This window comes from Radiobacillus kanasensis (genome assembly GCF_021049245.1).
Lineage (GTDB): Bacteria > Bacillota > Bacilli > Bacillales > Amphibacillaceae > Radiobacillus > Radiobacillus kanasensis.
In genome coordinates, this window is sequence record NZ_CP088020.1 from 2,936,134 (window position 1) to 2,949,474 (window position 13,341).

The 13,341-nt window shown below is 39.7% G+C and carries 12 protein-coding genes and 1 riboswitch; of the genes, 3 read left to right on the plus strand and 9 right to left on the minus strand.

Annotation, left to right across the window (positions count from 1 at the left end):
• Position 1: 1 nt before the first annotated feature.
• The 6 genes from tenI to KO561_RS15360 all read right to left on the minus strand — a co-directional run bounded on the left by tenI (position 2) and on the right by KO561_RS15360 (position 6,381).
• On the minus strand, positions 2 to 604 hold the full coding sequence (gene tenI / locus KO561_RS15335) for a thiazole tautomerase TenI (RefSeq protein WP_231094142.1): 603 nt from the start codon (positions 602 to 604) through the stop codon (positions 2 to 4).
• A 172-nt stretch (positions 605 to 776) separates the two neighbouring features.
• Positions 777 to 890, minus strand: a riboswitch (TPP riboswitch).
• A gap of 123 nt (positions 891 to 1,013) precedes the next feature.
• The gene (locus KO561_RS15340; protein WP_231094143.1) at positions 1,014 to 1,391 is read right to left on the minus strand and encodes a ComF family protein; all 378 of its coding nucleotides are present in this window, start codon (positions 1,389 to 1,391) and stop codon (positions 1,014 to 1,016) included.
• Between the two features lie 299 nt (positions 1,392 to 1,690).
• On the minus strand, positions 1,691 to 3,145 hold the full coding sequence (locus KO561_RS15345) for an ATP-dependent helicase ComFA (protein WP_231094144.1): 1,455 nt from the start codon (positions 3,143 to 3,145) through the stop codon (positions 1,691 to 1,693).
• Positions 3,146 to 3,188: 43 nt separating this feature from the next.
• On the minus strand, positions 3,189 to 4,034 hold the full coding sequence (locus KO561_RS15350; protein ID WP_231094145.1) for a DegV family protein: 846 nt from the start codon (positions 4,032 to 4,034) through the stop codon (positions 3,189 to 3,191).
• Between the two features lie 326 nt (positions 4,035 to 4,360).
• Positions 4,361 to 5,041, minus strand: coding sequence for a response regulator transcription factor (locus KO561_RS15355; RefSeq protein WP_231094146.1), 681 nt, complete (start codon positions 5,039 to 5,041; stop codon positions 4,361 to 4,363).
• A gap of 203 nt (positions 5,042 to 5,244) precedes the next feature.
• A complete protein-coding gene (locus KO561_RS15360) occupies positions 5,245 to 6,381 on the minus strand; it encodes a sensor histidine kinase (protein ID WP_231094147.1) in 1,137 nt (378 codons plus the stop codon).
• A gap of 196 nt (positions 6,382 to 6,577) precedes the next feature.
• Between KO561_RS15360 and KO561_RS15365 the strand changes: the two genes are divergently transcribed.
• The gene (locus KO561_RS15365) at positions 6,578 to 7,210 is read left to right on the plus strand and encodes a YigZ family protein (protein WP_231094148.1); all 633 of its coding nucleotides are present in this window, start codon (positions 6,578 to 6,580) and stop codon (positions 7,208 to 7,210) included.
• A gap of 67 nt (positions 7,211 to 7,277) precedes the next feature.
• Here the strand turns inward: KO561_RS15365 and nagB are convergent, their stop codons facing one another.
• Together nagB and nagA are read right to left on the minus strand one after the other, a co-directional pair.
• Positions 7,278 to 8,030, minus strand: coding sequence for a glucosamine-6-phosphate deaminase (gene nagB / locus KO561_RS15370; RefSeq protein ID WP_231094149.1), 753 nt, complete (start codon positions 8,028 to 8,030; stop codon positions 7,278 to 7,280).
• Complete coding sequence (gene nagA / locus KO561_RS15375; protein WP_231094150.1) at positions 8,011 to 9,204, minus strand: N-acetylglucosamine-6-phosphate deacetylase; 1,194 nt, start codon at positions 9,202 to 9,204, stop codon at positions 8,011 to 8,013. The genes nagB and nagA overlap by 20 nt, the downstream gene beginning before the upstream one ends.
• A gap of 171 nt (positions 9,205 to 9,375) precedes the next feature.
• On the opposite strand from nagA, the gene KO561_RS15380 reads away from it, so the two are divergent.
• Positions 9,376 to 10,098: a GntR family transcriptional regulator gene (locus KO561_RS15380; RefSeq protein WP_231094151.1), complete on the plus strand. Its 723-nt coding sequence runs from the start codon at positions 9,376 to 9,378 to the stop codon at positions 10,096 to 10,098.
• Positions 10,099 to 10,368: 270 nt separating this feature from the next.
• On the opposite strand, the gene KO561_RS15385 is transcribed toward KO561_RS15380, so the two are convergent.
• The gene (locus tag KO561_RS15385; protein WP_231094152.1) at positions 10,369 to 10,848 is read right to left on the minus strand and encodes a VanZ family protein; all 480 of its coding nucleotides are present in this window, start codon (positions 10,846 to 10,848) and stop codon (positions 10,369 to 10,371) included.
• Positions 10,849 to 11,283: 435 nt separating this feature from the next.
• Here KO561_RS15385 and KO561_RS15390 point away from each other — a divergent pair, with 435 nt between their 5' ends.
• Entirely contained in the window at positions 11,284 to 13,302 is a 2,019-nt protein-coding gene (locus KO561_RS15390) for a penicillin-binding transpeptidase domain-containing protein (protein WP_231094153.1), read from the plus strand.
• Positions 13,303 to 13,341: the final 39 nt, after the last annotated feature.

A 13,341-nucleotide genomic window follows, 5' to 3' on the forward strand; every position in this document is an offset into this window, starting at 1 on the left:
GCTAATGGAGCCTATCACGATAGGCTTTTACTGCATGTAATGGATCATCTGCTTCCAAAATCCCAGACATAACCGCAACTCCTTTTGCCCCTGCCTCTATTACTTGTTTTGTATTCTCAGGTTGAATACCTCCAATAGCCACTACGGGAAGGTTCACGGTACGACATATCTTTTCTAACGCCTCTAAGCCTTTTGCTTCAAGCCCTGGCTTTAAGTTGGTCGGAAAGATATGTCCATACACGACGTAGTCTGCACCTTGCTCCTCTGCCTGCTGGGCTTCATCTCTGGAATGGACAGAGCAACCAACTTGCAAACTAGGAAACTCTTTTTTCACGACAGAAGTAGGCAGTGAATGATAGGCCAATTGAACACCTTTTACTTTGGAGATAGAAGCAACATCAACTCGATCATTTACGATAATTTTAAAAAGTGGGACACTATGGTCCGTTAATAATTGCACCAGCTCATATATTTCACTTGCTGACTTATTCTTCTCTCGGATATGGACAAAGTCGATATAGGTATGAATGGATTCCACTACCTCCGCAAATTGTTGCGGAGGTTGACGTCCTGTCGATACTACGTGTAACTCCCCATTTCTCATTTGGTACCCCCTAATCTTTTTAAATGTAATAGGCGTCTTCCATCAATTTGAATCACTATCTGGCGTTTTATCGTGAGTTATTAGAACCCAAAAAACCACTCTCCTCTTATTGGAAAGTGGTTGTATTGGAAATCATATATGATTATGCATGCTTACTCTTTATGTACATGATTACTCCGCAACTCCACTTCCCTCCGCTGGTATCAACCAGATCAGGTTCTAAGGGTCTTAAAGTCTAACTTTAATCTCAACCTTTGATTAGAAAAAGGTCCCCCTAGTGAAGGTATAACGTTATTCAATTGTCTCCCCACATCATAACATGAATTCTACACCTGTCAATTCCACCCTTTGTAGGATTTTTTTAAGGCACTTGTTATGATGAATATTGGGAACAGAATCTAAATATTCCTCACCGAGCCAATGTCATCGCATACACTTTCGGACATCCTGATTCTTTAAGGAGCCTAGCGGCATGTCTCAAGGTACTTCCTGTTGTATAAATATCATCAACTAATAAAACAGGAGTGTGAATCGGAGTCATAAGCTGAAAAGGGTTTTTCATGGTCATTCGTTCTTGTCGGGATTTTTTGGACTGTTTTTCACTATTTATTCTTTTTAATACACGTTGCGTTGTGACTGGGAGAAGAGTAATCAATGCATCTGATTGGTTGAACTTTCTTTCTAAAAGTCTTTCTTCACTCAATGGAATCGGTAATACAGTTAAATCTTTTATTTGGTCAAACGTTTGATTAAATTGAGTTTTCCATTCTGACTCAAAAGCTCTCATCAGAATGTAATCCCCCCTATACTTCCATCGTGCGATAACCTCTTGAAGAGCTTCATTATAGGCATATAAAGAAGTATTCTGTGTAAGAATGCCTTTCCAATTAGGGTCGTTTTCCCAACGGATGCAATCCGGACATATGGACTCCTTCCATTCTCTTGAACATATAGAACATCGTTTACCATTTAGAGGATGAAAATTTTTCCTACATGGTTCACATAAAGATGTATTGCTGGTTAATTTAAACATTGTATTCCAGTCCACCTCAGGAATAATTTCCTGATCACATACTAAGCAATAGCTCACTTAAACCCACCTCTCTTATTCATTTCTTTTATTGATTGAATCGCTTTGACCATAGCCTCTGTTCTTCCATCATGATAAAAGACGACTTCTCCATCCGGATCATTCGCATTTCTCCCAGCCCGTCCAGCAATTTGGACAAGAGCTGCCTCATCAAACACTTCATGTCCAGCATCTAGGATGGTGACATCCACGGAAGGAAATGTTACGCCACGCTCTAAAATCGTTGTCGTGATCATGATGTTGTATTCCTTGTTACGAAAATGCTCTACCTTTTCTTCTCGTTCTGGATCCGAAGAATAAACTGATTCTATCTTTTGATTCATAAAGTTGTCTTTCGTTTGAAGGGTATTCCTTAATCTCTCAGCTATCTCAATCGTCGGAACAAAAATAAGGAGTTGTCGGTTTGGATTTTTCCTTCGGGTGAACCACTGGAAAAAGGCTTTAGGAGGGGAGTGTATGCTTCGTGCTTTCTTTAGATCCCAACACATTCTCATGGAAGGAACAGGTAATGGATGCCCGTGATATCGTGTTGGCACAAAGACGGTATCTAGCTCCTTCCGAGTCATTCTTCTTTTCAAGTCTTTACGAGGGGTGGCGGTTAAATAAACAGTCGTTGAGGTTGGTTTGACTGCTCTATTTGTCGCATAGGGAAGGGTCTTGCTGTGATGAAACGGAAAAGCATCCACTTCGTCAATGATCATCACATCAAAGGCGTTTGCATATCGGAGTAGCTGATGGGTCGTGGCAAGAACGAGGGGAGAAGCTAAGTTTTTGTCTGTACTTCCTCCATAAAGTGCGGCGATGGACACGTTCGGAAACGCAGCTTGAAAACGCGGTAGTAGCTCTCGAACGACATCTACTCTAGGTGTTGCTAGACAGACTCGCAAGCCTTGTTCCAAAGCAAAGCCAATGCCAGGAAAAACCATCTCGGTTTTCCCGGAGCCGCAAACTGCCCATAAAAGGAGCTCTTGCTTTTCCCGAATTGCTTCGATAAATCGTTCCGATGCACCCGACTGTGCGGCTGTCAATTCCCCATTCCATTGACATGGCTTCTCTATTTCTGCCCAATTCGGATCAGGCCCAGTCCACATATAAAGCTTCTCACAATCCGAAACCCTTCCCATCTCTATACAGCTTCTACAATAATGATGTTCCTCCTCACATACGGAGCATGGAAACGTACTGAACAAGTGAGAAGCCTTATTTCCACAACGTCTGCACCTATAACCTCGAGGTAAACGATCGAAAGGATTGATTTCTTGAAAATATTGGTTAGAAAGAAGCTGTTGAAAATGGGATTCATCGATGGAGATTTCATGGCGAAGCAAAAGTCTTCCGGCGTATTCGAAGGTTAAAGAATTAATGGATGAATCGAGAGTGGGGTTTTTAACAGTAGGAATCCATTCATAGGTTGGCTGAAAATACGAGGATAAAACGTTACGGAATTTCACATATTCCCTCCTTTATTCAAGAAAGGTGCCGAAATCTCGACACCTACTCCACGTACCAGGCAAGACCAAGAGCGCCTTCACCAAGATGTGTTCCGATAACAGGTCCAAAGTAACTAATGGAAACATCAACATGATTGTATAATTGCTCTAATTCCACTTTCATTTCCTCTGCTTCCTTAGGACTGTTAGCATGAATCACACAGGCCTTCATAAGCTTTCCTTTTTGTGCATCTTCCTCAAATAGGTCATAGATTCTTTTCAATGCTTTTTTCTTTGTCCGAATCTTTTCAAATGGTACGATCTGCTTGTCTACAAAATGTAGAAGAGGCTTTACCTGAAGTACACTACCTATTAAAGCTTGCGCACCATTTAAACGTCCTCCACGATGTAGATTGCTAAGATCATCTACTAAGAAATAAGCGCGCACAGATTGCTTCATCTCATCTAATCTTGCAATGATTTTTTCTGGAGAAAGCTCTCCTTCTGTTGCCAATCGGCTTGCTTCTAATACATAGAAGCCTTGAGCCATGGCACTGATTTCGGAATCATAAGGATAAACGTTAATTCCTTCGACCATTTTCCCAGCTGACACTACAGTTTGATACGTACCACTAATCCCACTCGATAAATGAATGGAAATCACGGCGTCATATTCCTTTGCTAACTGCTCCAATTTATCTACGATAAGTCCGATCGCGGGTTGTGTTGTTTTCGGAAGCTGATCCGATTGCTCCACCTTTTTATAGAACTCTTCGGTTGTGATATCCACTTCTTCTTGATAGGTATGATTCCCGAACACGACGCTAAGTGGAACCATATGAATATCGTTCGCTTCTCGTACAGCAGCTGGTATATATGCAGTACTATCTGTCATTACGGCTATTCTCATTAAAACTACCCTCCTCGGATAAATGGATGTCTAGCTCCAGCGCCCAGTGACTTGTGAGACTTTCCTCCCCTTCGTACGATAGATCAACAGATCAGTCTAGTCCGTACATCGCTAAGCTGGAGCCTGCATTCTTCTCATTATGTAATACCTAGTAGCTTACCCTAAAAGTAAAAAGATATAATGGCTGTGGTATTCCCTACTATATTTTACATGAAAGGAAAGGAAAAAGTACAGGTTTACCAAATTTCTTTATCCCATATAAAGTTCTCGTAAAAAATAAATATTCAAAAAGGACTACCACATTTTTCGTGATAGTCCTTTGCCTATTAAACGACTTCTACCCAACCGTTGCGGATTGCTGTTACCACAGCTTGAGTTCGGTCATTCACACTCATTTTTTGCAAGATATTACTCACGTGGTTTTTCACTGTTTTTTCACTGATATACAAAGATTCAGCAACGCCACGGTTACTTTTCCCATCTGCTAATAGCTGAAGTACTTCGCATTCTCTTCTCGTAAGCAAGTGCAGTGGTTTGCGATATTCCGTCATTTTTTCTGCAAGCTGACTTACGTTTACTTCAGACAAACGACGATATTCTTGTACAAGATTATGGGTTACTTTCGGATGCAGATAGGATCCGCCTTCACTAACCACTTTAATTGCTTCAATTAACGCATTTGAATCCATTTCCTTCAATAGATATCCTTGAGCTCCAGACTTTAGAGCATGGGTCACATAATTCTCATCATCATGAATCGAAAGAATGATGACATTCACACCTGGGTAATGCTTAATGAGCTCAGTTGTTGCTTCCACTCCATTAATGTTAGGCATGTTAATATCCATTAATACCACATCTGGTTTGTATTCTTCGACCAATTGTAGTGCTGAAGAACCGTCATTTCCTTCTGCGACTACTTCGAAGGTAGGTTCGAATTCTAAGATTCTTTTAACCCCTTCTCTAAATAGCTTATGATCATCAATTAATACGATATTGGTTGTCATTGTTTGTTCCTCCTATACCTTAAAATACGACTTAGGTCTGGTTGATAATTTTGTAAGCACTACAACCTTTACTCTTTGTTTTGCGGAACAGTCTCTATCTATTATACATGATAGATTTTTCTGTGTAGTCTTTTATTTTAATAGTTTGATAGCTTACAGAAGATTTCCCATTTCTATTCATGGATCCCCCAATGAGCAATGTTTCATGACTCATTTAAAGGGACTTGAATAAATATGGTCGTTCCTTGTTCAACCCTAGATGTAATTCTTAGGTGTCCATCAAGCATTTCCACTCTTTCCTTCATACCGACAAGCCCAAATGAATTTTCCTTCTTATGAGAAAGGTCGAAGCCTTTTCCATCATCCTTTATCACAACAAGGATGGCACTTTCCGTTATTTCCACCTTCACTTGAATCGCAGAGGCTTCCGCGTGTTTGATAGCGTTCTGAACGGATTCTTGAACGAGTCGGAATAATGCTACCTCATATTTCGAGTTTAGTCTACGTTCTTTTCCATGGGTTGTAAATTGAATCTCGACTTTATTGTACTCAGACATGTTCGCTAAATATTTTTTCATTGTAGGGATAAGTCCTAAATCATCAAGGGCCATTGGACGAAGGTCATAAATGATTCTTCGTACTTCATGAAGAGATGTGCGAACCATTTGTCTCATATCTTTAATTTCCTTAAGTGCTTCCTCTGGACTTCTTTCTCGGAACGTTCGGTCAATTAGCTCAGAACGGAGTAATATATTGGCAAGCATTTGAGCGGGCCCATCATGCATTTCTCTTGATAGTCTTCTTCGCTCTTCTTCCTGTGCTTCGATAATTCGAAGGCCAAATTCTTGTTTTTCATGAGCTTCTTGCAGTAAGTCTCCCACTTGTTTAAAGTCATCACTTAAGTAATTTAACACAACGGAAATTTTCCCAACTAAACCTTCTGCCCGAGCGACCGTTTGCTCTAATTTAAGTAAGCGCCGTTCTAAATCATCTCGTCTTTCCCTGAGATTTCGCTCCTTCTCTCTTTTCATAGAGAGTTCTGATTGAAGTCTATGGGTCTGGTCATAGATTTCTCTAATTTGTTCTTCATTGTATTGATTAAAGTTTTGGCTCACCTCGGAAAGACGAACTCTTGAAAAACGAACCTTTTGTTCAAGATCATCTCCTTCTGTAATGATCTCTAGTACAGACTGTTTTGTCTCTTCCAATTCATGTTTTAATTTTTCATATTCTTTCCGTGAGTCTTCACCAATTGAAAAGATTTCGTCTTTACTGTTACTAACGGCATCTATCATTTCATCAATTATATAATCTAATGTTTTTTCTTTTGATTTTGCCATACGTTCTCCACCAATCTTTTCAAAATAATCATTCGATGGACCTACATCATTTATGGGGGTACTCCTTATTTACTAGAGTGAACTTTTTTCATATAGTTTTCATTTTACTATATAGCTTAAGGAAAAGGAACAAGCCAGACCCGTTGCGGCCTTATTCACGACTACTTTATAATATAAGTTAGGAGGTAACGTCCATATGTTGAATAGCTATTTAACTGTAAAATCAGAAGGAACCGATGAAGTATTGATTCAAAAGTCTCGATTTATCGGTCATGTGAAAAGAGTCGAAACAGAAGAAGAAGCCATCGAATTTATTGGAACGATAAAAAAGAAACATCAAGATGCTACGCACAATTGCTCCGCCTATATGATTGGGGAGCATGATTTAATTCAAAAGGCCAATGATGATGGAGAACCATCAGGTACAGCTGGGATTCCCATTTTAGATGTATTGAAGAAAAAAGGACTCAAGGATACCGCTGTTGTGGTTACTCGCTATTTTGGAGGAATTAAACTAGGGGCTGGCGGCCTCATTAGAGCTTATTCAAGCACAACCTCACAAGCAATCGAAACGACTGGAATTGTGAAACGACAATTAATGCAACAATTCACGGTGAATATTGATTACACGTTACTCGGGAAATTAGAAAACGAGCTACGAAACTCTGACTACCACTTAGATAAGATTGATTATCTCGAAAACGTTCATCTATCCGTGTTTGCAGAGATTGAAAAGGAACAGGCCTTTCAAGATTGGATCGTAGACTTAACGAGTGATCAAGCAACGATTACCAAAGGAAAACAAGATTACTTCGAAATCGATATGTAAGGATTAATAGACATGATATTTCCTGGGAAATGAAATCTCGACAAAAAACAATGGTATGCAGTCTCCCTTATCGGAGACTTCGCATACCATTTTCTTTCACTTTAGAAAGTGCTGCTTCATCCGCAATTAGATGGACATTCGGGTGCTGCTGCAAAATAGATGCTGGAAATACTTCTGATACTTCTCCGTGAAGAAGCTGGTACACAGCATCTGCTTTTTTAGCACCAGAAATGAGCAAAAGAATCTCTTTGCTTTTCATGATGGATTGAATCCCCATCGTTATCGCTTGTTTTGGAACATCTTTCTCTGACTCGAAAAAGCGAGCATTGGCTTGAATCGTAGACGGAGCTAAGTTCACGACATGTGTCGCAGTTTGGAAAGAAGTCCCTGGCTCGTTAAAACCGATGTGCCCGTTGACACCTATACCTAAAACTTGCACGTCAATTCCGCCACTTTTTTTAATGCTTTCTTCGTAATCGTTACACTCTTCCTTCAAATCCTTTGCCATCCCATTTGGAACATTCGTTTGTTCTTTAGAAATATCTACATGGCTAAATAACCGATCATTCATATAGAATCGATAACTATTTTTATCTTCCCTTGGTAAACCGATATATTCATCTAAATTGTACGTCGTCGTATTTGAAAATGAGATTTTGCCATCCACATATACTTGAACGAGCTCTTTATACATACCCTCTGGCGTCGAACCAGTTGCTAATCCAAGCACCGGTTTAGGTAGGTCCTGAATTCGCTTCATAATGATTTCGCTCGCTTTTTTACTCATTTCGTCATAATTTTTAACTTCCGTTATTTGCATGTTCGTTTCCCTCCGAATAGCTTAGTACTCCGCGACAATAAGTTCGATAAATGTTGAGCTCATCATCTACAAGTAAAACATCTGCATCTTTTCCAATCTCAATACTTCCCTTTCGATCAAACACATCTATCTGTTTGGCTGGATTGACGGACGTCATTTCAATCACATCCTGCAATGCAGCACCCGTGTAGCGCATGACATTTTTAGCACCATCTCTCAATTTCAAAATACTCCCTGCTAAGGTGCCGTTTTCGAGGGTAGCTTGCTGATCCGTCACGGTAACAGACTGTCCACCTAAATCATACGTACCTGGTTGTAGGCATTTTGCGCGCAATGCATCTGTAATAATCATTAACCGTTCTTTTCCGATGTTTCGATAAAAAATGTCAATCATCTCTGGTGAGATGTGAATGCCATCCGCAATTAATTCTGCACGTAGCTCTTCCAATAGAAAAGCAGCACCTACTACTCCAACATCCCGATGATGTAAGCCTGTCATCGCATTTGCGAGGTGTGTAACCTGACTGACACCATGCTCTACTGCCTTTTGCATTTCTTGAAAACCAGCACTCGTATGTCCAGCAGAAATATTGACACCTTTTTCCGCTAGGTAATGGATCAGTGCATGATCTTCGTCACATTCTGGTGCAAGCGTAATCGTCTTAATTTTGTCCCCAGACAAGCGTTGCCATTCCGCAAACTGTTCAATATTTGGCTTCAATATGTGATTCACTGGCTGAGCACCTGATTTTTCTATATTAATAAATGGCCCTTCTAGATGGACGCCGATCACTTCTGCGTAACCAGGTTTATTGGCATACATGCCGATATTTTCAAGTGCTTGATCAATGTTTGCTCTCGATTGCGTCATGGTTGTGGCTAAAAAACTAGTCGTTCCTTCCGCTGGTAGAACTTGTGCCATGGTATCCAACGCTTCTTCTGTTGCATCCATCACGTCGGCCCCATTTGCCCCGTGAATATGTCCATCGATAAAACCGGGAATAAGGTTACGTCCTTTCCCGTCCACGATGGTATCGACAGAATCGGAAGGCGAAGCACCCTCTGTTAAAATCTGCTTAATCTTACCGTCACGAATGATGATGGATCCACGTTCTATAATTTTAGTTTCTATATATATATCAACATTTTTTATCCAAGTCGTTTCCGTACTCATAGATAAAAACTCCTCTCTTTACCATCTGACATCCTTAAAGTATCACATAAATATATAGTTGTCTATACATTAGTATAGGTATATACAGGATGACAAAAATTTGTTAAAATTTGTTTAAACTAGTCTATAATAAATACGAACAAGAACGGTGTCATGAAGGGAGTAACATATATGCTAAATAAAAACTCTCCTCTACCTATTTATTACCAACTTGAGGAAGAAATAAGACAATTAATTCAATCGGAACAATTAAAACCTGGTGAATTGCTGCCATCAGAACGAGAATATGCAGAGCTACACGGAATTAGTCGAATGACCGTAAGGCAGGCCATAAATAATTTAGCTTCTGAAGGGTTATTATATCGCCAAAAAGGAAAAGGAACTTTTGTAGCCGAGAGAAAATTCGAGCAAAATCTTCAAGGGTTAACGAGTTTTAGTGAGGATATGAAGGCAAGAGGCTTAACTCCTTCTAGTAAGCTTATAACTTTTGAGGAGATTGTGGCACCACCTGACATTGCCCATAAGCTACACATTTCTGATGGAGATAAAGTGTACCTTATTCAAAGAATTCGGTTAGCCAATAATGAGCCTGTAGCAGTGGAAGCCATTTATACTCCGAAATCGATTGTCGGATCCTTAACGAAGGAAGATTACGCGGGATCTTTCTATGAATTTATGGAGAAAAAGAAAGGACTCCAGATCGGTCATGCTGATCAAGAACTAGAGTCTGCTCTAGCCAATACGTTTGAAATGGAACACCTGCAAATCAAGGATGGCGATCCCATCTTACTCATGAAACGAATTACACACTTGTCCAACGATAAACCATTTGAATATGTAAAATCGGCTTATCGCGCAGATCGGTATAAATTTAAATTGCATTTGCCAAGGTAGCAACAAAAAACTACTTTATCTGTAGTTTCTCAACACAAAAAAAGCGTTGTCTCCAACGCTTTTTTTCATTCCCATTGTTCATATTGATGTATTTTGTGAATAAACTTTTCAATGAACTCCCTCGTGTTTTGTATCTTAGAGCTTTCGGTCTGTTCCCTTAAATCAGATAGAACTTGCTTTAAGATCTCCTGTTCACTCATGGAATCACCTCGGTTAGTTTCAAAGCTCCTGCTTGCTTTACCTTATGATTTAAAACCCTTATCCGTTCCTTCAAAAAAGTTTGCTTCGTTTTCGTTTACGAACCATGGAGATAAGCAAAACCCCTATACTAGTTCCGATGGTATCTAATATAACATCCCCTACATAGGGCGTTCGGTTTGGGGTTAAACTCTGATGGAATTCATCTGAAATTGCGTATATCACCGTTAAAAACAATGGAAGCCAGTAGCTTGTCCGATACGTTTTCGAAAGTGCTATATAAAAAGCAAGCATGAGTAAGCAGAAAATCGTTACATGGGCTCCTTTTCGAATGAAAAATTCGATAAATCCATGAATACCTAATGCCGCTGTACTTACTTCAGAGTGGTGATAAACAAAAGATATCTCATCAACGAAAGGAATAAGAAAGGAAAAATCCAACCACTCCCCTAATAACGGTTTAATATCCTGGTCCTCATAGGGCTGATGAGACGAATAAAAAATAATTGCCATTACACTAATTGGTAACAACCAAGTCAAGTATTTTTTCATAACGGTACTCCCAATTCTTACTAAAGTAATTCTTACAAATTAAAACAATATACAAAAAAAGAGGCAAGAAACCAAATCGCCCATCCAGATTCTAACATTTTTCTGATATAATGAACATGGATATTTTATAATATCTACCTTGCTCGTCTAAAAGTGTGTTCAAAAGGAGGATAAAAAGCGCAAAGAAATTCAAGGCGGCGCTGCTTCGAGTACCGGAATGTATGACTGTAAATACATGAGGAAGGCCACTACTGCGAAGTAACTTCCTTGCTGCCTTGCACTGAGGAATTTCACTTCCTCGAAAGTGCTATAAGACGCAGGTGCACCGGTTTTTGAGAAGCAAGCCAACGCAGAAGTTCAAAGCGATTTTTACCGGACTTTTTGAACATCCTCTAATACAATAATATGATTTGATATACATAGGAGGTAACACACATGAAAAAAAGTTGGGCTATTTTTGTACTTATCATCATGATGTTCCTTATAATTGGATGTTCCAAAGATGAAGTAACTCCAGAAGAAAAGATGAAGCAATTTGTCTCGGAATGGAATGATCAAAAGTACTCGAACATGTATGACATGCTTTCAAAAGAAGCACAATCATCCTTTCCGACGGATCAAGTCGTAGATCGCTACAAAAAAATCTACGGAGACCTTGGGGTCCAAAATTTGGAAGTGAAGTATAAAAAACCTGATTCGGAAAAAGAAGACAAAGACCGTGAAAAGGTCACCTTGCCGTTCTCGGTAAGTATGGATTCTGTTGCTGGTCCAATCTCCTTCGATTATGAAGCGACCTGGGTCAAGACAGAAAATAAGGATGAAGAAATAAACTGGGTACTGCAATGGGATCCAGGCTTCATTTTCCCGCAATTAAAGGATGGTGGTGAAATCGCCTTCGAAACGGAAAAACCACATCGTGGAGAAATTTTTGACCGAAATCAAAGTGGATTAGCTGTTAACGAAGTTATTTATGAAATCGGCGTTGTTCCAGAAAAATTTGGTGACAATCCAGAAGAAACGAAAAAGAAGCTTGCTGAATTATTAGGTATGGATGTAGAAGCCATTGATCAAGCGTTGAATACGGATTGGGTTGAGCAAAACCTGTTCGTTCCACTCAAAAAGGTTCCAACAACCAACAAAGAGCTTCTTGAAAAATTATTCGCATTAGAGCCTGTGATTAAACGAGATACGACCGGTAGAATGTATCCGTACGGGAAAGCAACGGCTCATTTAACCGGTTATATTGGAAAAATCACAGCAGAAGAGCTGGAAGAAGTGGATAGTTCCCTTTATAGCGCTAACGATATGATTGGAAAACGAGGACTGGAACAGCTTTTCGAGAATCGACTAAAAGGAGAAGCTGGAGTTAAAATCCTTATTCAGCAAGAAGGAAAAGAAGATGTCGTGCTTGCAGAAAAACAAGTGAAACACGGAGAAAATATTCAATTAACCATTGATGCAGAGCTTCAAAAGGAAATATTTACGTCCTATCAGGATAAATCCGGAACAGCTGCAGCCATTAATCCTAAAACAGGAGAAACATTGGCATTAGTAAGTAGCCCTGCCTTTGATCCAAATCAGTTAGCATATGGTATTAGCCAAAAAGATTGGGATACGTTACAAAATGATCCACAATCGCCATTGTTGAATCGTTTTGCTGCTACCTTTGCACCTGGTTCTGCTATTAAACCAATCACCGCTGCCATTGGACTAAAAGCAGGCACACTTGACCCTGATGAAGGATTCGAGATAAATGGACTCGATTGGCAAAAGGATGAATCGTGGGGGAATTATAAAGTAACACGAGTGTCTACTTCAAATGGACCCGTCGATTTAGAAGATGCTCTTATACGATCCGATAATATTTATTTTGCCATGCAAGGATTAAAAATGGGTGGCAAAACGTTAGTAGATGGCCTTCAATCATTCGGGGTTGGAGAAGATTTTTCATTTACTTATCCGATTGAAAAGTCCACTGTTTCGGAGGATGGAAAGTTAGATTCAGAAGTTTTGTTGGCAGACACAAGCTATGGGCAAGGACAACTGCAAATGAGTGCACTACATTTAGCAACCACCTATACGTCGCTTCTGAATGATGGCAATATCATTAAACCTATTTTAGAAACTAGTGAAACAAAAAGTGAAGTTTGGAAAAAAGAAGTGGTATCCTCTGATACGATTTCTATCTTAAAGGATGATTTACGTAAGGTCGTTACAGCATCCAATGGTACCGCACATGCTGCGGATGTTGGAAATTTTAATCTAGCTGGAAAAACAGGAACTGCGGAACTGAAAAAAGCCGGGGAAGAATCCGGACAAGAAAATGGCTGGTTTGTCGTTTATCCAGAATCAGAAGACCTCATTCTGTCAATGATGGTTGAACATACAGAAGAATTAGGCGGTAGTCATTTCGTCGTAGATAGAGCAGTAGAAATCTTTCAAGCTATCCAATAATAAAGAAAGGGAGTGAATCCACATGATCACTCCCTTTTT

Excerpts from the sequence above, each read along its gene's own strand:
- KO561_RS15355 (WP_231094146.1), bottom strand. The coding sequence starts at position 5,041 with ATGACAACCAATATCGTATTAATTGATGATCATAAGCTATTTAGAGAA.
- KO561_RS15350 (WP_231094145.1), bottom strand. The coding sequence starts at position 4,034 with ATGAGAATAGCCGTAATGACAGATAGTACTGCATATATACCAGCTGCT.
- KO561_RS15360 (WP_231094147.1), bottom strand. The coding sequence starts at position 6,381 with ATGGCAAAATCAAAAGAAAAAACATTAGATTATATAATTGATGAAATG.
- KO561_RS15380 (WP_231094151.1), top strand. The coding sequence starts at position 9,376 with ATGCTAAATAAAAACTCTCCTCTACCTATTTATTACCAACTTGAGGAA.
- nagB (WP_231094149.1), bottom strand. The coding sequence starts at position 8,030 with ATGCAAATAACGGAAGTTAAAAATTATGACGAAATGAGTAAAAAAGCG.
- nagA (WP_231094150.1), bottom strand. The coding sequence starts at position 9,204 with ATGAGTACGGAAACGACTTGGATAAAAAATGTTGATATATATATAGAA.
- KO561_RS15340 (WP_231094143.1), bottom strand. The coding sequence starts at position 1,391 with ATGAGAGCTTTTGAGTCAGAATGGAAAACTCAATTTAATCAAACGTTT.
- KO561_RS15390 (WP_231094153.1), top strand. The coding sequence starts at position 11,284 with ATGAAAAAAAGTTGGGCTATTTTTGTACTTATCATCATGATGTTCCTT.
- tenI (WP_231094142.1), bottom strand. The coding sequence starts at position 604 with ATGAGAAATGGGGAGTTACACGTAGTATCGACAGGACGTCAACCTCCG.
- KO561_RS15385 (WP_231094152.1), bottom strand. The coding sequence starts at position 10,848 with ATGAAAAAATACTTGACTTGGTTGTTACCAATTAGTGTAATGGCAATT.
- KO561_RS15365 (WP_231094148.1), top strand. The coding sequence starts at position 6,578 with ATGTTGAATAGCTATTTAACTGTAAAATCAGAAGGAACCGATGAAGTA.